Source organism: Planococcus sp. CPCC 101016, assembly GCF_007859295.1.
GTDB lineage: Bacteria > Bacillota > Bacilli > Bacillales_A > Planococcaceae > Planococcus.
In genome coordinates this window covers 123,476-148,816 of record NZ_VOHB01000002.1, presented here as the reverse complement: position 1 = coordinate 148,816, position 25,341 = coordinate 123,476, and the positions used below count along the sequence as shown (strand labels likewise).

At 45.0% G+C, this 25,341-nt stretch carries 25 protein-coding genes, 1 pseudogene and 1 other annotated feature; of the genes and pseudogenes, 10 read left to right on the top strand and 16 right to left on the bottom strand.

What is annotated here, in order from left to right:
- Nucleotides 1-131: 131 nt before the first annotated feature.
- From FQV26_RS00705 to gnd, 11 genes are all read right to left on the bottom strand, one after another.
- Nucleotides 132-500: a DUF4181 domain-containing protein gene (locus FQV26_RS00705; protein ID WP_146555465.1), complete on the bottom strand. Its 369-nt coding sequence runs from the start codon at nt 498-500 to the stop codon at nt 132-134.
- Nucleotides 497-1,081 (bottom strand): GNAT family N-acetyltransferase, encoded by a 585-nt coding sequence (locus tag FQV26_RS00700; RefSeq protein WP_146555464.1) that lies wholly within the window; start codon nt 1,079-1,081, stop codon nt 497-499. The genes FQV26_RS00705 and FQV26_RS00700 overlap by 4 nt, the downstream gene beginning before the upstream one ends.
- The gene (locus tag FQV26_RS00695) at nt 1,062-1,595 is read right to left on the bottom strand and encodes a GNAT family N-acetyltransferase (protein WP_146555463.1); all 534 of its coding nucleotides are present in this window, start codon (nt 1,593-1,595) and stop codon (nt 1,062-1,064) included. The genes FQV26_RS00700 and FQV26_RS00695 overlap by 20 nt, the downstream gene beginning before the upstream one ends.
- A 29-nt stretch (nt 1,596-1,624) precedes the next feature.
- Nucleotides 1,625-2,164 (bottom strand): GNAT family N-acetyltransferase, encoded by a 540-nt coding sequence (locus FQV26_RS00690; RefSeq protein WP_146555462.1) that lies wholly within the window; start codon nt 2,162-2,164, stop codon nt 1,625-1,627.
- A gap of 60 nt (nt 2,165-2,224) precedes the next feature.
- Nucleotides 2,225-2,629 (bottom strand): GNAT family N-acetyltransferase, encoded by a 405-nt coding sequence (locus FQV26_RS00685; protein ID WP_146555461.1) that lies wholly within the window; start codon nt 2,627-2,629, stop codon nt 2,225-2,227.
- Nucleotides 2,626-2,790 carry a hypothetical protein gene (locus FQV26_RS18655; RefSeq protein WP_186759567.1) on the bottom strand — a complete coding sequence of 55 codons (165 nt, stop codon included), beginning with the start codon at nt 2,788-2,790 and terminating at the stop codon, nt 2,626-2,628. Before FQV26_RS18655 ends, FQV26_RS00685 begins: the two co-directional genes overlap by 4 nt.
- Nucleotides 2,791-2,810: 20 nt before the next feature.
- Entirely contained in the window at nt 2,811-3,242 is a 432-nt protein-coding gene (locus FQV26_RS00680) for a DUF4181 domain-containing protein (RefSeq protein ID WP_146555460.1), read from the bottom strand.
- On the bottom strand, nt 3,232-4,902 hold the full coding sequence (locus FQV26_RS00675; protein ID WP_146555459.1) for an FAD-binding dehydrogenase: 1,671 nt from the start codon (nt 4,900-4,902) through the stop codon (nt 3,232-3,234). The genes FQV26_RS00680 and FQV26_RS00675 overlap by 11 nt, the downstream gene beginning before the upstream one ends.
- A 448-nt stretch (nt 4,903-5,350) precedes the next feature.
- Nucleotides 5,351-6,895: a gluconokinase gene (gene gntK / locus FQV26_RS00670; RefSeq protein WP_146555458.1), complete on the bottom strand. Its 1,545-nt coding sequence runs from the start codon at nt 6,893-6,895 to the stop codon at nt 5,351-5,353.
- Between the two features lie 65 nt (nt 6,896-6,960).
- Nucleotides 6,961-8,301, bottom strand: coding sequence for a GntT/GntP/DsdX family permease (locus FQV26_RS00665; RefSeq protein ID WP_146555457.1), 1,341 nt, complete (start codon nt 8,299-8,301; stop codon nt 6,961-6,963).
- A 156-nt stretch (nt 8,302-8,457) separates the two neighbouring features.
- The gene (gene gnd, locus FQV26_RS00660; RefSeq protein ID WP_146555456.1) at nt 8,458-9,342 is read right to left on the bottom strand and encodes a phosphogluconate dehydrogenase (NAD(+)-dependent, decarboxylating); all 885 of its coding nucleotides are present in this window, start codon (nt 9,340-9,342) and stop codon (nt 8,458-8,460) included.
- Between the two features lie 128 nt (nt 9,343-9,470).
- Here gnd and FQV26_RS00655 point away from each other — a divergent pair, with 128 nt between their 5' ends.
- Nucleotides 9,471-10,322 (top strand): MurR/RpiR family transcriptional regulator, encoded by an 852-nt coding sequence (locus FQV26_RS00655; RefSeq protein WP_146555455.1) that lies wholly within the window; start codon nt 9,471-9,473, stop codon nt 10,320-10,322.
- A gap of 300 nt (nt 10,323-10,622) precedes the next feature.
- Here the strand turns inward: FQV26_RS00655 and FQV26_RS00650 are convergent, their stop codons facing one another.
- Nucleotides 10,623-11,843, bottom strand: coding sequence for an MFS transporter (locus tag FQV26_RS00650; RefSeq protein WP_146555454.1), 1,221 nt, complete (start codon nt 11,841-11,843; stop codon nt 10,623-10,625).
- Between the two features lie 67 nt (nt 11,844-11,910).
- Nucleotides 11,911-12,164, bottom strand: a binding site (T-box leader).
- Nucleotides 12,165-12,627: 463 nt separating this feature from the next.
- Here FQV26_RS00650 and FQV26_RS00645 point away from each other — a divergent pair.
- The 3 genes from FQV26_RS00645 to FQV26_RS00635 all read left to right on the top strand — a co-directional run bounded on the left by FQV26_RS00645 (nt 12,628) and on the right by FQV26_RS00635 (nt 17,065).
- On the top strand, nt 12,628-13,467 hold the full coding sequence (locus FQV26_RS00645; RefSeq protein WP_146555453.1) for an aldo/keto reductase: 840 nt from the start codon (nt 12,628-12,630) through the stop codon (nt 13,465-13,467).
- Between the two features lie 254 nt (nt 13,468-13,721).
- A complete protein-coding gene (locus tag FQV26_RS00640; RefSeq protein WP_146555452.1) occupies nt 13,722-15,599 on the top strand; it encodes a DUF4084 domain-containing protein in 1,878 nt (625 codons plus the stop codon).
- Between the two features lie 242 nt (nt 15,600-15,841).
- Nucleotides 15,842-17,065 carry a dicarboxylate/amino acid:cation symporter gene (locus FQV26_RS00635; RefSeq protein ID WP_146555451.1) on the top strand — a complete coding sequence of 408 codons (1,224 nt, stop codon included), beginning with the start codon at nt 15,842-15,844 and terminating at the stop codon, nt 17,063-17,065.
- 47 nt (nt 17,066-17,112) lie between these two features.
- On the opposite strand, the gene FQV26_RS00630 is transcribed toward FQV26_RS00635, so the two are convergent.
- Entirely contained in the window at nt 17,113-17,685 is a 573-nt protein-coding gene (locus FQV26_RS00630; protein ID WP_261384233.1) for a GNAT family N-acetyltransferase, read from the bottom strand.
- 73 nt (nt 17,686-17,758) lie between these two features.
- Between FQV26_RS00630 and FQV26_RS00625 the strand changes: the two genes are divergently transcribed.
- Nucleotides 17,759-18,352 (top strand): histidine phosphatase family protein, encoded by a 594-nt coding sequence (locus FQV26_RS00625; RefSeq protein ID WP_146555450.1) that lies wholly within the window; start codon nt 17,759-17,761, stop codon nt 18,350-18,352.
- Here FQV26_RS00625 and FQV26_RS00620 read toward each other — a convergent pair.
- Nucleotides 18,346-19,164 (bottom strand): PP2C family serine/threonine-protein phosphatase, encoded by an 819-nt coding sequence (locus tag FQV26_RS00620; protein WP_146555449.1) that lies wholly within the window; start codon nt 19,162-19,164, stop codon nt 18,346-18,348. The genes FQV26_RS00625 and FQV26_RS00620 overlap by 7 nt on opposite strands.
- Before the next feature lie 161 nt (nt 19,165-19,325).
- Here FQV26_RS00620 and FQV26_RS00615 point away from each other — a divergent pair, with 161 nt between their 5' ends.
- The 3 genes from FQV26_RS00615 to FQV26_RS00605 all read left to right on the top strand — a co-directional run bounded on the left by FQV26_RS00615 (nt 19,326) and on the right by FQV26_RS00605 (nt 21,572).
- Nucleotides 19,326-19,670 (top strand): heme oxygenase, encoded by a 345-nt coding sequence (locus tag FQV26_RS00615; protein ID WP_146555448.1) that lies wholly within the window; start codon nt 19,326-19,328, stop codon nt 19,668-19,670.
- Between the two features lie 211 nt (nt 19,671-19,881).
- Nucleotides 19,882-21,081, top strand: a complete 1,200-nt coding sequence (locus FQV26_RS00610) for an MFS transporter (protein WP_146555447.1) — start codon at nt 19,882-19,884, stop codon at nt 21,079-21,081.
- A gap of 29 nt (nt 21,082-21,110) precedes the next feature.
- Nucleotides 21,111-21,572: a DUF2691 family protein gene (locus FQV26_RS00605; protein ID WP_146555446.1), complete on the top strand. Its 462-nt coding sequence runs from the start codon at nt 21,111-21,113 to the stop codon at nt 21,570-21,572.
- 166 nt (nt 21,573-21,738) lie between these two features.
- Here the strand turns inward: FQV26_RS00605 and FQV26_RS00600 are convergent.
- Together FQV26_RS00600 and FQV26_RS00595 are read right to left on the bottom strand one after the other, a co-directional pair.
- Nucleotides 21,739-22,146 (bottom strand): annotated as a pseudogene (locus tag FQV26_RS00600) (cupin domain-containing protein); the annotation flags it as partial.
- An 82-nt stretch (nt 22,147-22,228) separates the two neighbouring features.
- Nucleotides 22,229-23,278, bottom strand: coding sequence for an NAD(P)/FAD-dependent oxidoreductase (locus FQV26_RS00595; protein ID WP_146555444.1), 1,050 nt, complete (start codon nt 23,276-23,278; stop codon nt 22,229-22,231).
- 133 nt (nt 23,279-23,411) lie between these two features.
- Between FQV26_RS00595 and FQV26_RS00590 the strand changes: the two genes are divergently transcribed.
- Together FQV26_RS00590 and FQV26_RS00585 are read left to right on the top strand one after the other, a co-directional pair.
- The gene (locus tag FQV26_RS00590) at nt 23,412-24,203 is read left to right on the top strand and encodes an ABC transporter ATP-binding protein (protein WP_146555443.1); all 792 of its coding nucleotides are present in this window, start codon (nt 23,412-23,414) and stop codon (nt 24,201-24,203) included.
- Between the two features lie 5 nt (nt 24,204-24,208).
- Nucleotides 24,209-25,135, top strand: coding sequence for an iron-hydroxamate ABC transporter substrate-binding protein (locus FQV26_RS00585; RefSeq protein ID WP_146555442.1), 927 nt, complete (start codon nt 24,209-24,211; stop codon nt 25,133-25,135).
- Nucleotides 25,136-25,341 lie beyond the last annotated feature (206 nt).

The window sequence follows — 25,341 nt, the reverse complement described above, 5'->3', positions numbered from 1 at the left end:
GCTGATGCTATTCCCCTCTAGGGGTGCACTTAATCCTTCCTTTTTTCAGACGTGCTAATATCATCAGAAGAAAAGTTCCTTTACAGGCTAAACTCCCATAAAATCTACTGCGGATGAAGGGCTATACTCCGTTAAAGCGGGAAAAAAAAGCTTAGCAGCAGCAGGGCTGCAATACTTGCTTCTGTCAATTGGCTGATCCACATATTGTCGCTTTTGGCGTATTTCCATTCCATAAATGCTCGGCTCACTGAAACGACCACAAAAAAGAAAAAGAGATAATAGACCCAATTGATGGTTCCCATCAACCGGTTTCCTAAAACGACTGCTCCAATAAGAAAACTGATCATCAGAAATGCTTCGATTAAAGCATGAGTCCGGTTCAGTGGCCAATACAGCCATTCCTTGCGCTTCGTGATTTCCCAGCGCCGCCTTATGTACCGCCCCACAAAAAAATTAACCACTATAAAACCCAAACAAAGAATGAGCGCTTCGACTATCAAGCTTCTCCCTCCTCTTTGGAATTGGCCGTTGCCCTATCCCACTCCGGCCATTCCGTCTTTAATAAAGAGAATACGAACGCATCATAAGAGTGATTCCGTTGGTACAAATATCCGCGCAGGCGCCCTTCCAGTGTAAAGCCCAGCTTTTCCAACAGCTGATTTGATGAAGTGTTTTCTGGAAACGTTACCGCTCCAATCCGGTACAGGTCAAGTTCTGCAAAAGCATACCGCAAAACTGCAATTATAGCTTCCTGCATTAAGCCTTGACGCCAATAATCGGGATGCAGCTCATAGCCGATCTCCGCTTTTTTCGCTCTCAGGTTCAAATTATTCAGTCCGATTGTGCCAATAAATTCGTTTGTTTCTTTAGACCGAATTGCCCAGCGCATACCTCGTTTAAAGTTGAAGTTCGTATGAAACGAACGGATGATTTCCACCGCCTCTTCCGGATGAACCAAAGCATCCATGCCGTAATAAGAAATAACTTCCTCCCGCGACATGATATCAAAAAAGGCGGTCATGTCTTCTTCTTCCACATTATTCAAATGCAGTCTCTCGGTTTCAAAAATCGGAAAATCCATCGCTCTCCTCCTTTTCAATGGCGTAGACACAGACATTTTTCCCCGACAGCACAATTTCCTTTTCCACTGACATTCCAATATGCTGCGCTACTTTTTGCGAAGCTTTATTGCCAGGTTGAATCAGCGAAATCAATCTTTGTCGATCCAGCTGATGCAGTCCATAATCGCGTAAAGCCACGGCTGCCTCTTTAGCGTAACCTTGTCCCCAAAATTCTTTGGCAATCCAATAGCCGACTTCCAGCTCATCAATGCCTTCAATGTTTTGGTACACCAGTCCGGCATGTCCAATTCGCCTGCCATCCTCTTTACGAATGAGCAAGCGGAGACCGCCTTGCGGATTTTCCTTATAAGAACGATAAATCCAATAAAGAAATTCCAGCGCTTCACTTCTGTCTCTAGTCTGCCCTTTGCCGATATAGCGGACCACTTCGGAATCCGCCAATAACGACCACAAAAAATGGAAATCCTCATCTGTGTAAGAACGAAACTCGAGCCTGTCAGACTGAATATACATGCAAACAGCCCCTTTCTTGACATCTCTTTTCAACAATCTCTCGGATTGATGCGGGCAAGTACTTGATGATCCCGCCATTCGCCGTTAATCTGAACATTTTTCACTGCAAGTCCTTCCTTATGGAAGCCAGCCTTTTCCAAAACGCGAATAGACGCATCATTTCCCGGCATAACCCCAGCCTCAATACGATGTAAAGCCAACTTTTGAAAACCATAAGCAACGATCAGTTTGACTGCTTCTGTCGTGTAGCCTTTATTGTTATAGTTCTTATCCATCGCATATCCTAAGACCGCGTTTTGCAACGGACCTCTCATCACTTGAACTAAACTGATCGTCCCCACCAATATATTTGTTTCGTTTTCGAATATTCCGAAGCTGTATGCCTGATCGTTTTCCTTTTGTTCTGCATAAATCTCAATCAGCTCCTGCTGTATCGGTAATGTATAGAAGTCGCTGTAGCGGGTCATTGAGTATGCTTCAAAAAAAGCGCGGTTCTCTACTTCCAGTCTCAGCTTTTCTGCTGCATCCTCGGCACGCAAAAACCTGATATGTACTTGTTCGCCCCTCATTTGTTCATCGCTCCCTTATGTTAAAACGTTCCACGTGAAACAGCTCATAACCGAGTTGTTTTATTCTTCTATTGTTTTGCGGAAACCATAAAAAGACCGGTACCCTTGTGCTTCGTAAAAGGTGCGGGAAGTACTGCTGGCTAATAATTCTATGCGGGTTTTCGGGTAGAGACTGTGAACATGGTGCATGAGTTGTTTTCCAAGACCTGTTTGCCTATAGTGCTGGTTGATCAGCAATTCGCAAATATACAGGGAAATAAAGCCGTCTGTCAGCCCACGCAAATAACCGGCCACTTGCCCATCCATTTCCGCTACGACTGCAATTGTTGAATTGGCCCAGGCCTGTTTTGTATCCTGCTCTTTTGCGACAAGGTTATTCCATTGTTCCTGCCTATTCAATTGTTGGATAGCAGGAAAATCATCTTCACGGTATGGCCGAATCAACGCATCTTTTGATATATTCACTGGCTTCCTCTCTCCTTGTTCTCTTTCAGCAAGCTGATGATTTCTTTATTTTGCTGGATTTGCTTTTCTGAATTAATACGAATCATCCGCACCCATCTCACTGCCATAGCCACGATAAAAACAGGGAAAAGCAAAGCAAGTGCTGCAATAATATCGCCCATTTCTTATTCCCCCTCAAGATTTATATGTTGAACATATAGCCGAGCATTTCCGGAAATAAACTCACGCCAAAAGTGACAATAATAACCGTTCCCGTCAAGGATTCAAAGAGCGTATACAGATACTCATTCGTGTTGTCCGCGTACTTTTTTTCGAATCCTGCGCGAACCAATACCTGTACAAGTCCTACAGCTGCAGTAATCAGCAATAAATACAGGCTGGCGGCTGGACCATATTCATAAACCGCAAACGACGTGACAAACACAATGACAGCGGATAAGCCATTCACGATTCTGTCCCATTTTTTATGCGTTTCATTTACACGGTTATCTGAAAAAAATTCCTTTCTTTCCACACCAAAAATTTTTCTTAAGAGTATGTTCACCAAATAGATACTGGATCCAGCCCCTAGCAAAAAAAGGGCGAAACGCCAGCCTGCGTCTTCAAACATCATTTCCGGCACCTCCTTCGGCTGCTATCGCCCTTCCCGCTATTCTTCCGGAAAACAGACAGCCTCCGAGAAACGTCCCTTCGAGCGACCGGTAGCCATGGACACCACCACCCCCAAAGCCAGCCACTTCTCCTGCGGCATATAAACCGGGAACGGGTTGTCCCCTGTCATTCAACACCCTTGCAGATAGATCCGTCTGCAGGCCGCCCAAAGTTTTACGGCTGACGATGTTCAAACGAACCGCAATGAGCGGCCCTTTTTTCCGGTCCATTAGTTTATGCGGTGCCGCTACCCGGATCAGCCGGTCGCCCCGGTAATTCCGGGCACCGCGCATGGCTGTAATCTGCAGATCTTTTGAGAAGGCATTGTCGAGCTGCCGGTCGCGCGATTCGATTTGCTGTTTGATCCGTCCAAAGTCCACCAGCGGTTCCCCGGTCAGCCTGTTCATGCCTTCCACCAATTCCTCCAATGTCTCCGCTACGATAAAATCTTCTCCCTTGTCCATAAACGCCTGCACAGGCGCCGTCGCTCCAGCGCGGACACGTGATAATACTTGCGGAATGCTCTTGCCGGTCAAATCCGGATTTTGCTCGGAACCAGACAGCGCAAACTCCTTCTCGATGATTTTCTGCGTCAAAATAAACCAGGAATAGCTGTAGCCCGTTTTTTGGATGGTCTCGAGCGTTCCGAGTGTGTCGAATCCTGGAAAATTAGGTGCTGGAAAACGGTTGCCGGTGGCGTCAAACCACATCGAAGAAGGTCCCGGCAAAATGCGTATGCCGTGTTTGCTCCAGACCGGATTCCAATTCTTGATGCCTTCGGTGTAATGCCACATCCGGTCGCGGTTAACGATTCGCCCGCCTGCTTTTTCCGTAATGGCAAGCATTCTGCCATCGACATGCGCCGGTACGCCGGACAGCATGGTTTCCGGGGCTTTCCCTAAACGGCTCGGCCAATTTTTTCTGATCAACTCATGATTGCCGCCGATGCCGCCGCTCGTCACTACGACGGCCTTTGCTTCGCACCGAAATTTGGCGACAACTTGCCGTGAACTGGCTTCCCCTCGCTTGGCATCACTCGGTTCCAGTAAGGACCCGGATACACCCGTCACAATTTCTCCGTCAGTCAGCAGTTCATCCACCTGATGCCTTGGCCGATAATCAACAAGCCCATTTTTTATGTGTTCACGGACCCGCCGTTCAAACGGCGCCACAATGCCCGGACCTGTTCCCCAGACAATATGAAAGCGCGGCACCGAATTGCCATGCCCTTCCGCCAAGTAACCGCCGCGCTCCGCCCAGCCGACGACTGGAAAGAACTTGACGCCCATGCCGGCAAGCCATGTCCGCTTTTCATTCGCCGCAAAATCCACATAAGCTTCCGCCCATTTTTTGCCCCAATGATCCTCGTCTTGTTCTCGATCAAAACCGGCTGCCCCAAGCCAGTCCTGCCAAGCCAATTCCTTTGAGTCGTTAATGCCCATCCGTCGCTGTTCGGGCGAATCGATCAGAAACAACCCGCCGAATGACCACCACGCCTGTCCGCCGAAAGACGCTTCCGGTTCCTGGTCCAACAACAACACTTTTTTGCCCGCGTCAGCGATTTCCGCTGCCGCCACCAGCCCTGCAAGGCCTGCCCCTACCACAATTGCGTCGAATTCCATCCGTACATCCCCCTTGATGTTGAATGATTCATTCCTACTTTTATCCCGCTTTAACGGTCAGTATTACTCCCGCTCTGCAAGTGGGAGATCCACTGACCATAAAAGCTCGATTGGATCAACTAACAATCCGTGGGGATGCCCCACTGATTGAAGTTTCTCTTTATCGTATCATGTGAGATTGGAAAATTATAGATATTTTTCATTCGTTTTCTGACTGTTTTATTTATTCTGACGCGAAAACACTGAGCGACTGTATTTTTTTCTGAGCGACTATAAATTTTGCTGAGCGACCGTATTTTTTCTTGAACGTCCGTAAATTTTGTTGAGCGACTGTAAATCCTGCTTAAAGCAAGTAACAGATTTTATTCGAATAAAGAAAGAAAATATTCCCAAGAAATCAACACAAAAAAGCACTCGAGACCAGCTTTCTGGTCTCGAGTGCTTCACTTTACCCCAAATGCTTCCGTTGGAAGTTTGAGATGCTCTCGTATTCTTCTGTCAAAAGGCGTGATAGGCGGATATAGATCGGCAACAGTTCGCGGTAAACACCGGCTGCCGTTTCTTCAGGTTCATGTGTATGTGTCTGGCCGATCATTTCGGAAACAATGCTAAAATCCTCGATTTCTCCCGTTGCGTACATGCCGAGAACGACAGCGCCGAGGCAGGAGCTTTCGAAGCTTTCCGGAATAACCACCGGTTTATCGAAGACATCTGCCAGCAGCTGGCGCCACAGTCCCGAACGGGCAAAGCCGCCCGAAGCCTGGATGCGTGTCGGTTCGCCGGTCAATTCCTCGACCGCCAGCAGCACCGTATACAAATTGAAGACGATGCCTTCCAAAACTGAGCGAATCATGTGCTGCTTTTTATGATGAATGCTGAGCCCGAAAAATGACCCGCGTGCATTGGCATCCCAAAGCGGTGCCCGTTCCCCCGTCAAATAAGGGTGGAACAACAAGCCGTCCGCTCCCGGATTGACCGTTTCGGCGATTTTTGTCAGCACGTCATACGAATCAATGCCAAGGCGCTTCGCTGTTTCCACTTCTGAGGAAGCAAACTCGTCCCGCAGCCAGCGCAGGACAATGCCGCCATTGTTGACAGGTCCGCCGACAACCCAATGGTTTTCAGTCAACGCGTAGCAGAACGTCCGCCCTTTCGGATCCGTTTTCGGTTCAGTAATGACGGTACGGATAGCACCGCTTGTGCCGATTGTTACTGCTAAAACGCCAGGTTCAATCGCGTCGACCCCCAAGTTCGCCAATACGCCGTCACTGGCGCCAATGATAAAAGGGGTGTTTTCAGGGATGCCCATGAACAGCGCATGTTCCGGAACAAGACCAGTCAGCTGCTGCGTCGTCGGCACCGGCCGTGACAGCTGCTCAGGTGTAATACCGGCAACCGCCAAAGCTTCTTCGTCCCAATCCAATTGTTTCAGGTTGAAGAGTCCTGTTGCCGAAGCAATCGAATGGTCGATGACATATTCGCCGAATAATTCGTGGAAAATAAATTCTTTGATGCCAATGAATTTCGCTGCCTTTTCGCATACTTCAGGCTGGTCATCTTTCAGCCAGACCAATTTCGCCAAAGGTGACATCGCATGGATGGGCGTTCCTGTGCGCAAGTAGATTTCATGGCCGTTCAGCTGTTCTTTTATGTGCTTAGCATGCTTGGAACTTCTCGTGTCGGCCCAGGTAATGCTTTGTGTCAACAGGTTACCGGAAGCATCCACCGCAATGAGGCTGTGCATCGCTGAACTGAAAGACACCAGTTTTAGCTGCTGCGTGTCAATATCGCTTTGGTGGATGGTTTTGCGGACAGCGGTCAAGACGGCACGGAAAATTTCCTCCGGATCTTGCTCCGCTATCAGCGGACTTGGCGTCTCCAATGCATAAAAGACGGTATCGGCTTCTATGACTTTACCGGATTTATTGAATAACACTGCTTTGGTGGATGTGGTACCGATGTCCACTCCAAGATAATATGACTGTTCAGGCATAAGGGCCCTCCTCTATATACAAGAAAAAGAAAAAGGAAGTGCTCCCTTTTTCTTTTCGAGTTTCGTTAGATAAAAAAGCTTATGATCAACACTACCACGAAACCGGTAAGACCGATAATGGTTTCCATGACTGTCCAGGACTTTAAGGTGTCCTTGACATCCATGCCGAAGTAACGGTTAACAAGCCAGAAGCCCGAGTCGTTGACGTGGGACAGGACAGTCGCACCTGAAGCGATGGCGATAACGATCAAGCCCAAAGCCGGTCCGGTCATGCCGACCATTTCAAGAAGCGGTGTGATCAAGCCGGCTGCCGTTACCATCGCAACGGTTGCAGAACCCTGAGCCACACGCACAGCTGTAGCAATCAAGAACGCCAGAACGATAGGCGGCAAAGCCGAATCGCCCATCATTTCACCCAGTACATCACCGACCCCAGAGTCGATCAGCACTTGTTTGAAAACACCGCCTGCTCCTGTTACCAGGATGATGATCCCGGCAGGTTCAAGCGCTTTAGTCGCAATATCCTGTACTTCCTGTCTTGAATAGCCGCGCTTGGTACCCAATAGATAGAAAGTCAGCAATGTAGCAATCGTCAATGCCACGAATGGGTGACCAAGGAATGTCAGGATTTCACGCACTGTATTGCCTTCATCCAGCAAGACACCTGATAGCGTATTCAATAAAATCAAGACTAACGGAATCAGGATCAACGAAGTAATCATACCGAAGCTCGGCAGATCCTTATCGTATTCCTTTTGTTCAAGTTCCATATAATCCGGAATGGCGACATGAATTTTATTGCCGATGAAACGTCCGAACACAGGTCCTGCCAAAATCATGGCTGGAATTCCTGCAAGCACCCCGAACAAGATAACCCATCCAAGTTCTGCTCCGACCAATTCAGCAACGGCAATCGGTCCCGGAGTAGGCGGGATGAAACTATGTGTAACGGCAAGACCCGCTAACAGCGGAATCCCGTAATGCAATAGCGACTTTCCTGTCTTTCTTGCCAAACCGTAGACGATCGGCACCAAGATAATAAAGCCGACATCAAAAAATACCGGAATCGCAACAATAAAGCCGGTTACACCCAACGCCCATTGCGCCTTGTCTTCACCGAATTTGCTGATCATCGTAGCGGCCAGACGTTCTGCTCCACCCGATACTTCCAGCATTTTACCGAACATGGCACCTAGACCGACCACTACAGCTACAAAGCCCAGTGTTCCGCCCATCCCATTTTGAATCGAGGTAATCACTTCATTCAGCGGCATGCCCGCAGCGATGCCCACTAGCAAACTGACCAGCAATAATGCGACGAACGCATGCAATTTAGTGCGAATAACCAAAAACAACAATAAGAATATACCTGCAAGTGCGACCATAATCAACGTTGAACCCGACATATTTTCTCCCCCTCAATATGTAACTTCAACTGCTTAAGTTGAAGTAAAAAATCAGCTTTTGCTCCGCTCTGAGCTTTGCTGACGCCCATCCCCTGCATGCGCCAGCATAAAGTCTCCCTATCATTCAGCGGTTTTGCGATAAAAGAATGACTTTCTTTATTTTTTCTCTACTGCGTGACCGCCGAACTCATTGCGCTGAGCTGCCACGACTTTCCCTGCAAAGGTATCCTCTTCCAATGAGCGGTAGCGCATCATCAGCGACAATGTAATCACCGGTGCCGGAACATTCAAGTCAAGCGCGGTTTCCACTGTCCATTTCCCTTCGCCTGACGAATTCATCACACCTTTGATGCTTTCCAATTTAGCATCTTTTGAAAATGCGCTCTTTGTCACTTCCATTAAGTAAGAGCTGATGATCGAGCCGTTGTTCCAAACGCCAGCCACTTTTTCGTAATCAAAATCAAATGGGCTTTTGTTCAGGATGTCGAAGCCTTCTGCGATGGATTGCATCATGCCGTATTCAATGCCGTTATGGATCATTTTCAGGAAATGTCCGCTTCCTGCTTCTCCTGTATACAAATAGCCGTCTTCTACAGAAATATCCTGCAATAGCGGTTCAATGGATTTGAATTTTTCTGCATCGCCGCCGATCATTGCACAAATACCATGACGCGCTCCTTCTGTTCCGCCGCTCGTCCCGCAATCAAAAAAGTAGATGCCGTGGTTTTTCAAAGTTTCAGCGCGTCGCACCGTATCTTTGTAGTTCGAGTTCCCGCCATCGATAATTGAATCTCCTTCTTCAAGCAAAGGAATCAACTGCTCGATGACCGATTCTGTAATTTCACCGGCTGGCACCATTAGCCAAAGCGTACGAGGTGCTTTCAGTTCTTTCACCATTTCTTCTATAGAAGAAACTTTTTTGAAACCGCTTTCTTCAATTGCTGCGTAACTGTCATATCCGACAACTTGATGGCCGTGATCGCTTAAATTTAATGCAAGGTTCAACCCCATCTTGCCTAAGCCAATAATTCCGATTTCCATTGCGGAATCCTCCTTTGAAATAAAAGAATTTTTTTCCTTAATGAATTCATTGTATCAAATATTTTTCCGTACGCAACATGTTATTGTATAATTAACAAAAATACTTCCAGAGAAACGAGGCGCGGATCATGAAAGAACAGCAATTTGCGCTGGCTGCCATACGCGGTAGTTACCGCCTTTTTAGTGAGAAAGAAAAAAAGATTGCAGATTATGTATTGAACGACCCAAAGAACATCATCCATTTGACTATTAACCAGATCGCCGATGAATTGGGACTGGCTGAATCCACCATTTTCCGCTTTTGCCAACGAATCGGCTTTAAAGGATTCCAGGCATTTAAGATATCGCTTGCCGCAGAAGTGGTGGCTCCTTTAAAAGACATTCACGAAAAAATTGAAGAAGGCGACAGCATCAGTGCCGTTACTGAGAAAGTATTCCGCTCCAACATCAAGACATTGGAAGATACGCTCCAGATTGTTGATGCGATAGCGATGGAACAAGCGACTGACTGCTTGATGAAAGCCCGAAAAATCGATTTCTATGGCAATGGCGGCTCTGCCATGGTCGCTATGGACGGTTACCATAAATTTGTCCGCTTGGGCCTTCAAGTATCCATGAATTTGGATTCCCATATGCAGCTGATGGCGGCTTCCCAACTTCAATCGGATGATGTAGCGATTGTCATTTCCCATTCCGGCTCCACTACGGATGTGCTGGATGTCTTGCGGGTTCTGAAGGAAAAAGGCGTCACCATCATCTGTGTCACCAATTTCGCCAAATCGCCTTTGTCCAAAGAAGCGGACATTGCCCTCTATACTCTTTCGGAAGAAACTGATTTCCGTTCTGAAGCTCTGTCCTCCCGTATTGCCCAATTGAGTTTAATTGATGCCCTCTACACCAATCTGATGATCGCCCGCGGCAATGAAGGCAAAAAAGCCCTTCAGGATATGCGCGAGGCAATGTCGTATAAGCGTTTATAGCTGAAAAAGCTCGTTCCTTTCTAAAAGGAACGAGCTTTAAAGTTGTAGGATAAAAAATAATTATTTCTATAATGGAATAAAGACATAGGTGTCATAGACTATGTACCGGATCCTCCGCTTCAAGGCGGACGCTTTCCGCGGGCTTGCGCTCCGTATCCTGGGAAAGCTTAAATACCACGCGTCCTGCACCATAACATTCTACTCTAGGAGAAGTATCTTGAATTTGTTTTCTGATTCAAGCAAGATGGTCAACCGGGCCAGCCATGTAAGCATTTCTATGATGGAATAAAGACATAGGTGTCATAATGCCGGATCTTTCGCTTCAGTGTGGATGCTTTCCCGCCTTCTGCTCAAAAACAAATAGAGGATCAGCCCACCAATTAATAGCATGCATAAGGATCCGATCAAAATTACTGGTCTTATGGAAAAAAGTTCTGCTACCATTCCAGCCGCCACTATTATTACAATTAGGAATATCGCTTCCACCAATCCATACAGGCTGACTACTCTGCCCATCATTCCAACTGGGACATGGTCCTGGATATAGGTCTGGAATCCGGTATTGGCAAAAGCGAGAGAAAACGCCAGCACCAGAAAGCCAAACGCCGCTCCTTCAAAGCTGGTGGAAAGTGCATATATGATGTAACCGACAGAAGTGAATACCGCACCGCCAGCCATCAGAAAAGAGACTGAAAACCGATTCGCTCCTGCCGAAATAATGATTGAACCGGCAATAATTCCGGCCCCTGCCAGGCTGACTAAAAGTCCATATTGCTGTTGTGACAGGCCTAGAACCGTAATCGAGAAAGCGGCTTCCAGTGAATCAAGTGCCGCTGTAAATACGAGAAAACTGCTGAACAGCAAATACATTCCCATAACGTCAATGTTACTCATGCTGAATTCTTTAACAAGCTTCCAGTCTTTTAGCAACAAGCGAACAGAAAAACTGTTCGTGACAGGGAGCTCCTTCTCCAAGTTTGGCAGCAGCAGGATCAGTACAGCTGAAATTAGTAAAGCCGCTGCATTGATATAGAGCGCAAAGCTTGGTGTTCCAATCAAAAACAGCAAGCCGGCTGCTGCAGGCCCTACGAGAAAAGCTCCTGAATCAATTAGGCTTCTAAAGGAATTGAACCTCTTACGTTGTTCAGGATTCAGCAGCATCGTGATATAGGTCATGGAAGCCGGCTGAAAAATGGCACTTCCCATTCCAATCAGAAAGACAAAAAAGTAAATAAAGGGCAGCGAATGGAAAAAAGGCAATACCCCGATCAATACCGCCCGCAAAATATCCAGTGCGATGAGCAGTGACCGCTTATTCATCCGATCGATTAAGGTTCCTCCCCAAACATTCGTAAGCAATGCAGCGGCTGGCTGCATCAGGTAAAGGCCGGCCACTGCCAGAGCCGACCCTCCCGTCATATCCAACACCAGCAAGTTCATTGCTATTAAATAAATCCATGCCCCTATATTTGCTATTCCGATGGCCATCAACATGATAAATGGCGTTCTCCAGTTAGCCATTTTCTTTTCCTCCCCGCTCCACCTTTTTATTCAGAAATAAAAAAAAAACCACCTCCAAGACAATCGTCTTGGAGGCGGTTTTGGTTTTCGCGGTGCCACTCCAGTTTTTCAATATGTCGCCATATTGAACTCATCAAGTACGGCAGGATCCCTGCTTATACTTTAGCTCTGTAACAGGAGCTCCTGTCACATCATCACCCGGTAACCGGTTCCGATGTGCTGCTCAGAGTTTTGTTTCAATCAGCCATTCCTGTTCCTTTTCAGCTGCCGGAACTCTCTGGAAAGAACGAACGGATCTACTCTTCTCTTCAAGGCATTTTGTTTTTTATATCCTAGCATTTTTTTCGATTATCTGTAAATGGTTTTTTAGCACACCGAATCCTCCTAAAGGATGATCGCGTACCCTCGCGAATTTTGCTTTAAGAGGATTCGGGCTCGGAGGTTTCCAGCTTTTACCCAAAGGGTATTCATGGCTATCGGGACTAACATTACTTCCAAACACTGGATTGGTCAACATCGCCATGAATCTCTTCGTCTCAAGGAACATGGAGGGAACGACAGTTCAGATGGTGACTCTTTTGGGAATTAAGGTACCAAACGAAGACGCTGTACCTCACCCTCACAGCTTTTCGGAATGATTTTGTTGCTGAATCACCAGGACTCACTCTTTCTAGATTCGTGCTTCCGCAATTTTACTAGGCGACCGGAAAAAATAATATTCAGTAACGGAATATTTCTTACCTTACAGGACACACTACCAACTAAATTAATGGGGGATAGTAAAATGAAAAAATTGCAGGATACCACTACTTTGCACAATGGCGTCGAAATGCCCTGGTTTGGTTTGGGCGTATCTAACATCAATGAAGGAGCAGAAGTTATTGACGCGGTTAAAACTGCGATTTCCCATGGCTACCGCAGCATCGACACAGCCGCTCTCTATGGCAACGAAGAAGGCGTCGGCCAAGGAATCCGCGAAGGCATAAAGGAAGCTGGCATTTCTAGAGAAGAGATTTTCGTTACTTCCAAAGTATGGAATTCAGATCTCGGTTATGAGTCGACAATAGCCGCTTATGAAACCAGCTTGAAGAAACTCGGTCTAGATTATTTGGATCTTTACCTGATTCACTGGCCGGTTGAGGAAAAATACAAAGAAGCCTGGCGTGCTCTTGAAACTCTCTATAAGGAAAACCGCGTCAAAGCAATCGGCGTCAGCAACTTTCATATTCACCAATTGGAAGAGTTGATGAAAGACGCGGAAATTACACCGATGGTCAATCAGGTCGAATACCATCCGCTCCTGACACAGAATGACTTGCAAAACTATTGTAAGGATCATAATATTCAGCTGGAAGCCTGGTCTCCTTTAATGCAAGGAAAATTATTGGATCATCCTACGCTTGTTGAAATTGCTTCTAAAACTGAAAAAACAGTGGCCCAGGTTATTCTTCGCTGGGATCTGCAAAATGACGTTGTGACTATTCCAAAATCCAGCAAGGACGTACGAATTATCCAAAACTCTCAGATTTTCGACTTTGAACTGACAGATGACGATATGGAACGAATTTCAGCACTCAACGAAAATCGGAGAGTCGGTCCAGATCCTGATAATTTCAGTTTTTAATTGCAATAAGAAGTCCTTTATTAAAAAAAGGGCTTCTTTTTTATCGACTCACGAATTTTGATGTTAATACCCTTATAAATGTAAATTAGTTCTAATTAATTATAAATTTCTCTCAATAAATTCAAAATAATATTATCTTTCTTGCATATATACAGTAGTATGATAATAGACGTTTATTCTTGAACTGTCCCGTTAACTTCCTGTTCTGGAACTTAACTCATGTCAATTTTTCAAGAAGCAGGGAGCAATGACATATGACTACACAATTCAAAGGGCTTTTAGGCATTTTCTTCATTTTGTTTTATACTTCCTTTTACTTTTTTTGGGTGAGCACTTGGAAAGATCATGAATCACTTTTAACTTTGGGAGGCAATATCCTTTCGACATTAGGCTGCTTCATCGCCTGCATCTGGCTGTTTAGAGCTTTTAGAAAAAGCAGCAAAGACGAAAAGGTATTTTGGCTGCTTCTATCGATCGGGACGTTCAGTTATTTTATTGCCGAATTTCTGTGGATAGCATATGAAAACATAGCGGGCGTCGAAGTTCCGTTTCCAGGACCTCCCGACTTGTTTTACATGCTGCAAATTGTTTTTTATTTGGCAGCCTTTTCTTATAAATTAATCAAAGAGACGAGAAAATATCAATTCACGAAATACCTCTTCGATGTTTTGATTGTCATGACCGTGGCTTCAACGTTCAGCTGGCATTTTTTAATCAGTCCGATCATTAAAGCAGGCGACCTTTCCATCTATCCCTTACTTGTTTCTCTTGCCTATCCGATCGGTGACTTGGCTCTTCTTTTTGGAATTGTCAGCATCTATCTTGGCACACAAAAATCCTCTTTTACTACGAACTTATTCTTTTTATCGATTGGGCTCTTTTTCCAAATAACCGCAGATTCTGCTTATCTGTATTTGGTTTCTCTCGATCAGTATGAATCTGGAAGTATAATTGATCCTTTGTTTATATTGGCTATTCTGTTTGTTGGATTTGCTGGATTCCTGCGGACAGAAACCGTTCAGCAACCAAGCTCTTCTTCAACCGAGCAAGCGGCTCCACAACAATTGGACGCTTTCCGCCTCTCGCTTCCCTATGTAAATGTACTGATTTTATTTGTCTTCATGGGTTCCAGGTCTACTGGCATCGATATCGTCACCATCGGTTCTGGAATTTCAATTTTGCTTGTCATCTTGAGGCAAATTTTAATCATTTCGGAAAATCAGCAACTGCTTCGCCAATATCATTGTAAAACAGAAGAACTGGATGTCAGCGAACAGCGCTACAAATCCTTGTTTGATTATCATCCCGACGCTGTCTTTTCTCTTGATGTAACAGGACGTTTTGAAAGTGCCAATCCTGCCACCGTTGCTCTTTTCGGCTACGAAAAAAACGAATTGATTGGTCTCTCGAGCACTGTTTTTATCGATAAAGAAAAGCAGCAAAGAGCTTCTGAAATTTTGACCAGCTCATTAAAAGGCCAGCCCCAAAGTTATGAATTGCCGATACACAGCCGCCTAGGCAAATTCCACCACTTGAGCATCACCAATATTCCGATTAAGGTGCGCAATAATATTGTCGGCATCTTTGGAATCGGCAAAGACATTACAGAGAACAAAAAGAATGAAGAGAAAATTCAATTTCTGGCCTATCATGACCCTTTAACCGGTTTAGCCAACCGATTATATTTCGGGGAGTCGTTGAAAAAAACTGTGGCCGAAGCCGAAGTTCTAAACGAAATGTTCGCCGTCATGTTTATTGATCTGGATCATTTTAAACAGATCAATGACACTTTAGGACATGACATCGGAGATGAACTGCTGGTTTCTGTAGCCAGCAGGCTTAAAAACTGCGTCGGTGAAAATGACATCGCATCAAGGCTTGGCGGTGATGAATTCACATTGCTTATACGTGACACCGGTGATTTGGACGCAGTCCAACAGGCCGCCGAGAAAATTCTGGGTTCCTTGAAACAACCTCACCAAATCGGTGGTACTGAAATTATCAGCCTGCCGAGCATCGGCATTGCCGTTTTCCCACTGGATGCTGCAACTCCCATGGATCTAATGAAAAAAGCGGATAAAGCGATGTATCAGGTCAAAGCCAACGGCAAAGGCCATTTTCAGTTTATTTAAAGAAACAACTTGAATAACCCGTGAAACAGCAGCTTCTATGTTGTTTCGCGGGTTATTTTATTGTTGTTTAGCATTTTGACCTCACACCTTTAGCCATTGTACCGTGTGGGATTTTATGCCTTACTAGTTTTGATTAGAACAAGCAGACATTTTGACAGCACGGCTTAACATGTTATAAGTTAATCTAGTTAATTCCGATAGAATTTATATGAATTAAAATTTTACTAAAAAGGAGACCTCCTATGAAATCCTTATGGAAACATTATCTTAATGCTTCATTGATCTTCAAAATCACCATTGCACTTATTCTCGGCATCGCCGTCGGTCTGATTTTTGGGGAGCAGGCCGCTGTTTTAGCTCCGTTTGGCGATTTGTTGCTGAATCTGCTGACTTTTCTGATCATCCCCCTGATCTTATTTACCATGATGGTCGGAATCAACCAATCCTCTACTAGGGATCTCGGCCGCATGGGAGGGAAAGTATTCATCTACTATACCCTCAGTTCCGCATTTGCCATTGTTGTTGGTTTGACCATAGCGAGTTTGTTCCAACCCGGCACCGGTATGCAGCTGCAGGGCAATGAAACTTTCGACGTCCCTGAAAATCCTGGAATTACCAGTGTGCTGTTGAATATTGTCCCATCCAATATTTTCACGGCTTTTACTGAGCTTAATTTGCTCGGCATCATTTTCACCGCTTTCGCCTTTGGCATTGCGCTGTCCTATATGCGCCAGTCAAGTGAATTCGCAAGCTTGGGTGAGCACCTGTATAAAACCGTAAATGCCTTGAATGAAATGACTATGTTGGTGCTGAAGGCTGTACTTCAATATGTGCCGATCGGTATTTTTGCCATTATGGCAGAGATTGTCGGGAGCCAAGGACTCAATACGCTACTGTCTCTTGGTGAAATGGTACTCGTGTTATACATCGCCTTGTTTGCACAGATTCTGCTTTACACTTTGGTACTGCTGTTATTCAAAGTTACACCAGGACAGTTTTTCAAGCAGGCGCGTACACCTATGTTGACTGCCTTTGTCACCCAAAGCAGTTCAGGGACGTTGCCACTGACTTTGAATGCCGCTAAAAACTTAGGCTTGTCCAAAAGCCTGTACGGATTCAGCCTGCCGCTTGGTGCGACCATCAATATGGACGGAGCTGCTATCCGCATTGCTGTTTCCGCCGTATTCGCGGCAAATCTGGTGGGCGATCCTTTAAGCTTATCCGAAATGCTAATGGTCGTTCTGATCGGAACTTTGGCATCGGTTGGAACTGCTGGCGTTCCAGGTGCAGGCATTGTCATGATTGCTACGGTATTTGTTCAGCTGGGCTTGCCGATGGAAGCTGTCGCTTTGTTGACTGCCATCGATGCATTAGTCGGGATGGGCTGTACAGCACTGAATGTAACTGGTGACCTTGTTGGCAGCACAGTAATTGATAAAAATGAAAAAAAGCGAATAACTGCATAATCCATTTAAAAGGCTGCCGATTAGGCAGCCTTTTTTTCTGCAGCTATTTAATTGTAAGGCTCAAATTCACTCTTAAGCACCGCATACATGGCCATATCTACGAAGCTGCCTTTCATGATCATGTGCTGTCTGGCCACACCTTCCCGCACCATTCCCAGTTTTTCTGCCAGTCGTTGGGATTGTTGGTTTTCCAGCATGATCGACGCTTCTACCTTATTCAGCTCCATGTTTTTGAAACCAAAAGAAAGTAGGGCATTTGCTGCTTCAGCCATTAAACCTTTCCCCCAGTATTGAGGCGACAGCACATAGGCAATTTCCACTTTATAGCGCTTTTGACTCCAATTGAAGAAATCAATGGTGCCGATCATTTTGTTGCTGTTCTTTAATTCAATGGCCCATGTCAATTTAGACTGCTGATCGTAGCCATCTAAAATCAATGACAAGAATGCTTTCGAATCCTCAATTGATTGATGCATTTGCCATGGTACAAAGGTGCAAACCGCTGGCTGCGAAGCATACTCAAAAAGATCCGAGGCATCGTTCATCTTTATCTTCCGAAGCAGTAAACGTTCCGTATCGATTTCGGGCAATTGGCGGTAGATTTCTTGTAAATACATCATGGATTGTCCTTCCTTTCTTCTAATTCGGATTTCAGTTATCATTTTAATCAGTAAGTAAAAGGAGTTGGCTCAATTGACAACAATCGGCTTTGTACGTCACGGCATAACGGATTGGAACATTCAAGGCATTGCCCAGGGCTCTTCAGATGTCCCCTTGAACGAAACAGGCAGGTTGCAGGCTGAGTCGCTGGCGAACCGGCTGGTATCGGAAGAAGGATGGGATCTTATTATTTCCAGTGATTTATCCCGCGCAAAAGAAACAGCTGAAATTATTGGCAGTAAGCTGCATTTGCCCGTCAGCCATTTTGATACACGGCTCCGCGAAAGAAGCGGCGGCAAAATTGAAGGGACTACAGAAGAGGAACGCCTTGCGAAATGGGGAGCGGACTGGCGCGAACTTGATTTGGCGATGGAAGATTTGGACGAGGCAGCCCAAAGAGGACTTGCCTGCATTGAAGACGTCCTGGAAAATTTCAAAGACCAGCGCGTTCTGTTAGTCAGTCATGGCGCTTTAATTGGTCTGACGCTCAAAAAGCTATTGCCTGGACAATTTCAAAAAACCTCTTTAAACAATACCTCCATTACAATTTTGAAAAATGTTGAAAGCCAGTGGGATTGTCCACTGTATAATTGCACGGCTCATTTAGTAAGAAGCGAAAGTTACTGATTGCTGGCATAGCTTGCCCTTTCCGACCTATTTATTTTCCATGAAACCACTGTCGTGCTGTCGCGGACGTGGTTTTTTTGGATGGCGGAGAGTAAAGAAGCTACTCCATCAGCAGCTGTGGCTTCCTTGCATTGCTGCCAGATGCTCTGAGGCTCTGCAAACACTGCTCCCGGACATTCCACCAGTCCATCTGTTGTCAGCAGAATCTGGTTCTCCCCTTGCCTTAACTCCCGAACGCCGCTGCTGAAGCACGGAACTGCCTGTTCGAAGGTATTCACTTGCCCAATCCATTCGTAAAATTGCCGCTGATTGATTTGATATTGCCCAAAAGCGACCAGTTCCGGATGAAAGATGTACAACAGGCAATCGCCAATAGACAGCCAGTACAGGTATTTGCCTTTTCTTATAGCAATCAGGCAGGCAGTTTCACCTTGCACTTGTCTGCATGCTTCCATAAAGCTGTCTTTTTGAAAAAGTTCCAGCAACTTTTTTTCAATTTCATCAAACACTCCAACACTGACATTACCCGATAGTAGCGAAGTGACTGCCGCTTCATATTTTTCTACTTGTCCGATGACCAATTCGGCACTTTGAGTAGAATTATGCGCATCCAAAATCATTACGAACTCCCAATCCTCTAGCTCGTCTGTCCAAATGAGGCAGCCATCTTCATTTTTGTACTGCCCAGCAGCTGAATTCCCACCGAACCTGCCAAGTGTTACGGTCATTTCAGCAGGTTGGTAAACATCGGGCTGATCAATATATGCATTCTGACTCCCTACCCAACTGAGTTTTTTTATTTGGTGTTTCATGTAATTAACCCCACTTTCAATATTCTTACAATTATAAGTCAATCCAGACCAGTTGTGTAGATAATAATGAATGCACCATCAGAACCCACATCAATTTAAAGAATGTGATAAAGTTGATTACAGTGAGCAATCAAATACGAATGAAAAGGGAGAGATTTTTGATGTATATCGTAACGAACCGCATTAAAATGAAACCGGGCTTCGCAGAAAAAATGGCCCCTAACTTTGCACGTCCAGGTGCTTTGCAGGAAATGGAAGGTTTCGTCAAAGTCGAAGTCACGATTACACAGAACTTAACCGAATACGACGAGTTGAACGTTAATATGTATTGGGAGAAATTGGAGAACTTTGAAGCTTGGAAAACCAGTGATACCTTTAAAGAAGCCCATAAACGCCCCGAAGCCAATGCAGACAGCGATGAACCAAAAAAAGAATCACCTATGCTTGGCAGTGAATTAGTCATCACCAAAATTGCCGCACTTATTGAAGCGAAAACTTCAAACTGATGATTGCAGACAGATAGCCTAATTTTGGCTGTCTGTTTCTTTTATCCCGAACGGCCAGCAAGACCCTCTAGAAGATGATCCACTGACCGTAAAAGTCCAATTACACCAACTAATGATTAGTGGAGATTTGGTTCCACTGATTAAAGTTTCGCATTAATGCCTCTCTATTTCTCCGTCCGATGGATTACATTTAACAGCAAGGAGCATACTCTTGAACAATTCAAAACCCGCTTTATGGACAAAAGACTTTATCGTCACTGCCTTGGTAAACTTTTTTTTAATTCTAATTTTCTATCTCTTGATGGTTACCATTGCCGTGTATGCCGTTGAAGAATACGGGGCTTCCGCAAGCGAAGCCGGACTGGTTACCGGGATTTTCATTCTCGGTGCTTTAGCAGGCAGACTGGTCATTGGCCGAACCATTGATAAAATCGGCCGGAAACGGACCTTGATCATTGGGCTCGTTTTGTTCACACTGACTACATTCTTCTATTTTTTGAATTTTGGGCTTCCCTTTCTGCTGCTCAACCGTTTTCTTCACGGCATGACATTGGGAATGGCCAGCACGGCAGCCGGAACAATCGTTGCACAAATCATTCCGATGAGACGCAAAGGCGAAGGCATCGGTTATTTCAGCCTCAGTGCCACTTTGGCAACTGCATTCGGACCATTCATCGGTCTGATGATGAGCCAGTACAGCAGCTACGAAATGATTTTCTCTTTATGTCTGGCTCTTGGCGTGGTCAGCCTAATCGTCTCTTTATTTCTTTATGTACCGCCGATTATCATTCCTCCTGGAACTGACGAAAAGAAAGGATTCAAAATTGCCGATTACATCGAACCAAAAGCGGTTCCGATTGCACTCGTTTGTTTGGCGATTGCTCTTTGCTATTCGAGTGTTTTGTCCTTTATCAATTTCTATGCAATGGAAGAGAATTTAGTCGAAGCTGCAAGCTATTTTTTCTTGGTCTACGCCTTGGCAATAATGGTTTCGCGCCCCTTCACCGGGCGGCTCATGGACTTGAAAGGCGCTAACTTTATCATGTATCCGGCTTTTGCTGTCTTTGCAGCCGGTTTGTTTCTATTGAGCATCTCGAGCAGCAGTACAGGCTTGCTTGTTGCGGGTGCATTGATTGGTTTCGGTTTCGGAAATATGCAGTCGACAGCACAGGCTGTAGCGGTTAAGTTAACGCCGCCACACCGCATGGGACTTGCCACTTCAACATTCTTCATCTCAATGGATGCAGGACTTGGCTTTGGTCCCTACTTGCTCGGCTTTGTCATTCCAATAATCGGCTATAGTTCGCTGTACGGTATTCTTGGCTTTGCGGTTATTGCCACTGCGTTCCTGTACTATTTATTGCATGGCAAAAAAGAGCGGACAGATGCTGCTGCTTTAGCTTATAAATAAAAAATCTTGAAGCATATCGGAGGGATTTTATGAAAAGAGGGATCTCTTTTGAACTGCCAAATGAATATGGATTCTTTCTTGCCGAAATACTTAAGCCAATTGATATGACTGCCTTAAGTTGGCGCCTCGGCAGCGGAGAGTCTTACAAGGTAGTAAATAACGAATTGAGTGAAAACCTGTTCCTTGAAGATGAAAAGTTAATAGAAGGTAAACTACTCAAAAAATTGCTGGAAAACAACCCTTATTATGTTATAGTTGCTGATTTGCAGGCACATCCAAAAGGAAAAGTAACAGAAATCAATACTTATGAAGAGTTTGTGAAAAGCGAGTGTGAACTTGTTTTGTTAGTAGTGGACTGCTATTATGCGACTGTTTACTGTAAAAATAGCGAGAAACTTGAACTTTTGTATACACACGCACACAATTGCGGATTTGAAAACATTGAATACATTACCGATGAAAATGACGGAAGAACAAGGCTGTCGGTTTGATAGCAGCACACAAGTATTGTTCTTCAAATTTTAAAACTAGCACTATTGTTTAACCCAGCTAAAAATAAAAAAAGAGACCTATTCAGCTGCGAATCAGGTCTCCTTCTGCAATTTCATAGAGTTTTCACCACTTCAAATGACCCTTCACCTTTCGGGTCGTTTTTTCTTATTCTTCCTCTTTTTCAGCAATCGCCTTCGTCTGGTGAACCGTGCCATGTGGATGTTCAGGCGGCGCATAGATCGAATAGATTTTTAAAGGCTTATCCCCGGTGTTGGTGACGTTATGCCATTTTCCTGCTGGAATCATGATGGCATAATCGTCTTCGGCATTTTCTTCAAAAGTCAGCTTGTCTTCACTGTCTCCCATTTGGACAAAGCCTTTTCCAGCTTCGATCCGTAAGAATTGATCGCCTTCATGGACTTCCAGGCCGATGTCGTCACCCACTTCGATGCTCATCACGGTGACCTGCAAGTTTTTACCTGTCCATAATGCCGTGCGGAACGTTTCATTTTGCTTGGTTGCCTCTTCGATATTCACTACGAATGATTCTGCTCCGTAATCTTTTAATTCCATAGCCGATTCCTCCTCCGAATTTTCTTAACAGCCTCCTATACCTCAGTTTGGGCTGTATCAAACAATCCGAAAAAGCACTTTTCTACACCAACAATTGCTTGACCAATTCCTTGTTGCGCTTTTTGAATACTTCATTATGAGAAGACACCATAGCGATTTTATTCGCATCCGGCTGAATGTAATGCTTCGCTTTATTGACGGCGTTTGCCGCGTCTTGGAAAGTCCCTGCAATTAAATTCAGTTTCCCTTGATGCTGAAGAATATCCCCTGCCGCAAAGAGTCCAGCCACTGAAGATTCACTGCTCGGCGTTCCGGCAATGTAATAATCATCGGCAATTTCAATATTCAATGGACTGTTGCCAAGTAAACTGATGTCGCGTTCGTAGCCGTGGTTGATGATCATTTCATCGATCGGCAATATTTGCTTTTCGGTCGTTTCCTGATGGGTCAATTCGACAAATTCGATGGCATCTCGATCATCCGAGGCGATCAGGCGTGTGATATTGGTGTGCAGGCAGCAAATCGCTGAACCGTTCATCAATTGCGTTACCTGTGCTTCGTGCCCAGCAAGTTCGGGCTTGCGGTAGGTGACATACACTTGCTTGGCAATCGGCTCCAGTTCATTTGCCCAGTCAATTGCCGAGTTCCCGCCGCCTGAAATGAGAACTGTCTTGCCTTTAAAGTGCTCCAGGGACTTGACGGTGTAATTCAGGTTAGACACTTCAAAGCGTTCTGCTCCTTCAATCTTCAGTTTTTGAGGATTCAGGATGCCGCCCCCAACTGCCACTATGACTGTTTTTGATAAATGCACTATACCCGATGAACCAGTCATTTCAAAGATTCCTTCTTCGTTTTTCGCTATGGACTCCACTTTTTCGTTTAATACAACTTCCGGTTGGAATGTCAGACCCTGCGCGACCAATTGATCGATGAGCTTAGCTCCCTGGATTGGCGGCTGCCCTCCCACGTCCCAAATCATTTTTTCGGGATAGACATGGATTTTGCCCCCCAATTGCGGTTGGAATTCGATAATTTTTGTTTTCATTTCCCGTAAGCCACTATAAAAAGCTGAATATAATCCTGCTGGTCCCCCACCTATAATCGTTACATCAAAAAGCTCATTTTCCCCCATCTATCTTCACTCCCGCTCATCTATAATTTGTATTGACAACCTCACAAATTAGTCTTATAGTATTGATTGTACTGAAAATGAGAATCATTATCAACGATAAAGAGTATTTATTTAGAAAAGGAGGTTTTTTGGAATGGTGCGTTTGTTCACCGAGGAGCTGAATATTGGTTACGGAGACCGTTTGATCGTTAAAGATCTGACCGTTCAAATTCCCGATAAAAAAATCACCACCATCATCGGCTCTAACGGCTGCGGCAAATCAACGCTGTTAAAAGCGATTACTCGCGTGATTTCGCATCAATCCGGATCAGTGGTGTTGGATGGCAGCAATATTGCTCAGGAAAACACCAAGTCACTGGCTAAGAAAATGGCTATCCTGCCCCAAACGCCTGACAGCGCTGCAGGATTGACGGTCGGTGAACTGGTTTCCTACGGCCGCTTCCCATACCAGAAAGGTTTTGGACGCTTGTCGAAAAGAGATTACGAAATCATCAATTGGGCCCTTGACGTGACGGGCACCCAGTTCTTTAAATATCATCCGGTTGACGCTTTATCCGGTGGCCAGCGCCAGCGTGTTTGGATTGCCATGGCATTGGCACAAGAAACCGAAATGATTTTTCTGGATGAACCGACCACGTATCTGGACATGGCCCATCAGCTGGAAATCCTCGAACTGCTGCAACAACTGAACCAGGAACAGGAACGCACCATTATCATGGTGCTGCACGACCTGAATCAGGCAGCACGATTTGCCGACCATATCATCGCCATGAAAGACGGCCAAATTGTCAAAGCCGGCACCTGTCATGAAGTCATTACTCAGCCTGTCTTAAAAGAGGTTTTCCGAATTGACGCGGAAATCGGGCTGGATCCGAGAACACAAAAACCAATGTGCACTACATATAACCTAATCAAAGGAGTCTGACCGACATGAAAAAACTATTCTTGCCTTTATTTTTATTTGCTTTGCTGCTGATCCTGGGTGCCTGCAATTCCGATTCAACTTCCGAGGAAGCAGACGCTGCAGAAACCGATAAAGCCCCAGAAACCATTACATATGAATCTGAAAGCGGTCCTGTGGAAGTTCCTGCAGATCCACAACGCGTCATTGTCCTTTCTTCTTATACCGGTGACGTATTATCCTTGGACGTTCCTCTAGTAGGAGTCGATTCATGGTCAAAAAACAATCCGCGCTTTGAAGAAGAGCTAAAAGATGTGGAAGAAGTAGCAGACACAGACCTTGAAAAAATCATTGAACTTGAGCCCGACTTGATCCTTGGCGGCTCCACTCTTAACAACATCGACAAATTAAGCGAAATCGCACCAACAGTTACATTCACTTACGGCAAGTTGAGTTACTTGGATCAGCACCTGGCAATCGGCAAAGTGCTGAACAAAGAAAAAGAAGCACAGGCTTGGATTACTGATTTCCAGGATCGTGCACAGCAAGCCGGTGAAGACATCCGTGCTAAAATTGGCGAGGAAACGACTGTTTCCGTTATTGAAAACTTCGATAAGCAAATATATGTATTCGGAGACAACTGGGGACGCGGAACCGAAATCCTTTACCAGGAAATGAAATTAAAAATGCCCGCAAAAGTGGAAGAAATGGCTTTAGCAGACGGTTACTATATGTTGTCACAGGAAGTATTGCCTGAATACATGGGTGACTACGTGATTTTCAGCAAAGACAGCACGCAAGATAACTCTTTCCAGGAAACTGACCTGTACAAAAATACACCTGCAGCCAAAAATGGCCAAATCTTTGAAGCTAACGCAAAAGAATTCTACTTCAATGACCCGATTACACTGGAATACCAATTGGAATTCTTCATTGAAAACTTCTTAGGCAAGTGACTAAGATAAGTTATCGAACTTTCTCCGGATAAGTTGAACGAATCTTTTTCACTTCCAGTATTCTGCAAAACAGCGGCTCTGCTTTAAGCTAGGATTCTTGAGTTCAACGTATAGAGTTATTCATGCGAACTATAAAAGTGATTTATTATGTTAAACTTTAATACCAAAGAAGAGGAATTCTGATTTTGGAATTCCTCTTTTATTCT

Bases quoted from the DNA above. Each gene is read 5' to 3' on its own strand.
- FQV26_RS00700 (WP_146555464.1), bottom strand. From the start codon at position 1,081: ATGGATTTTCCGATTTTTGAAACCGAGAGACTGCATTTGAATAATGTG.
- FQV26_RS00695 (WP_146555463.1), bottom strand. From the start codon at position 1,595: ATGTATATTCAGTCTGACAGGCTCGAGTTTCGTTCTTACACAGATGAG.
- FQV26_RS00690 (WP_146555462.1), bottom strand. From the start codon at position 2,164: ATGAGGGGCGAACAAGTACATATCAGGTTTTTGCGTGCCGAGGATGCA.
- FQV26_RS18655 (WP_186759567.1), bottom strand. From the start codon at position 2,790: ATGGGCGATATTATTGCAGCACTTGCTTTGCTTTTCCCTGTTTTTATC.
- FQV26_RS00680 (WP_146555460.1), bottom strand. From the start codon at position 3,242: ATGATGTTTGAAGACGCAGGCTGGCGTTTCGCCCTTTTTTTGCTAGGG.
- FQV26_RS00675 (WP_146555459.1), bottom strand. From the start codon at position 4,902: ATGGAATTCGACGCAATTGTGGTAGGGGCAGGCCTTGCAGGGCTGGTG.
- gntK (WP_146555458.1), bottom strand. From the start codon at position 6,895: ATGCCTGAACAGTCATATTATCTTGGAGTGGACATCGGTACCACATCC.
- FQV26_RS00665 (WP_146555457.1), bottom strand. From the start codon at position 8,301: ATGTCGGGTTCAACGTTGATTATGGTCGCACTTGCAGGTATATTCTTA.
- gnd (WP_146555456.1), bottom strand. From the start codon at position 9,342: ATGGAAATCGGAATTATTGGCTTAGGCAAGATGGGGTTGAACCTTGCA.
- FQV26_RS00655 (WP_146555455.1), top strand. From the start codon at position 9,471: ATGAAAGAACAGCAATTTGCGCTGGCTGCCATACGCGGTAGTTACCGC.
- FQV26_RS00650 (WP_146555454.1), bottom strand. From the start codon at position 11,843: ATGGCTAACTGGAGAACGCCATTTATCATGTTGATGGCCATCGGAATA.
- FQV26_RS00645 (WP_146555453.1), top strand. From the start codon at position 12,628: ATGAAAAAATTGCAGGATACCACTACTTTGCACAATGGCGTCGAAATG.
- FQV26_RS00640 (WP_146555452.1), top strand. From the start codon at position 13,722: ATGACTACACAATTCAAAGGGCTTTTAGGCATTTTCTTCATTTTGTTT.
- FQV26_RS00635 (WP_146555451.1), top strand. From the start codon at position 15,842: ATGAAATCCTTATGGAAACATTATCTTAATGCTTCATTGATCTTCAAA.
- FQV26_RS00630 (WP_261384233.1), bottom strand. From the start codon at position 17,685: ATGATGTATTTACAAGAAATCTACCGCCAATTGCCCGAAATCGATACG.
- FQV26_RS00620 (WP_146555449.1), bottom strand. From the start codon at position 19,164: ATGAAACACCAAATAAAAAAACTCAGTTGGGTAGGGAGTCAGAATGCA.
- FQV26_RS00615 (WP_146555448.1), top strand. From the start codon at position 19,326: ATGTATATCGTAACGAACCGCATTAAAATGAAACCGGGCTTCGCAGAA.
- FQV26_RS00605 (WP_146555446.1), top strand. From the start codon at position 21,111: ATGAAAAGAGGGATCTCTTTTGAACTGCCAAATGAATATGGATTCTTT.
- FQV26_RS00595 (WP_146555444.1), bottom strand. From the start codon at position 23,278: ATGGGGGAAAATGAGCTTTTTGATGTAACGATTATAGGTGGGGGACCA.
- FQV26_RS00590 (WP_146555443.1), top strand. From the start codon at position 23,412: ATGGTGCGTTTGTTCACCGAGGAGCTGAATATTGGTTACGGAGACCGT.
- FQV26_RS00585 (WP_146555442.1), top strand. From the start codon at position 24,209: ATGAAAAAACTATTCTTGCCTTTATTTTTATTTGCTTTGCTGCTGATC.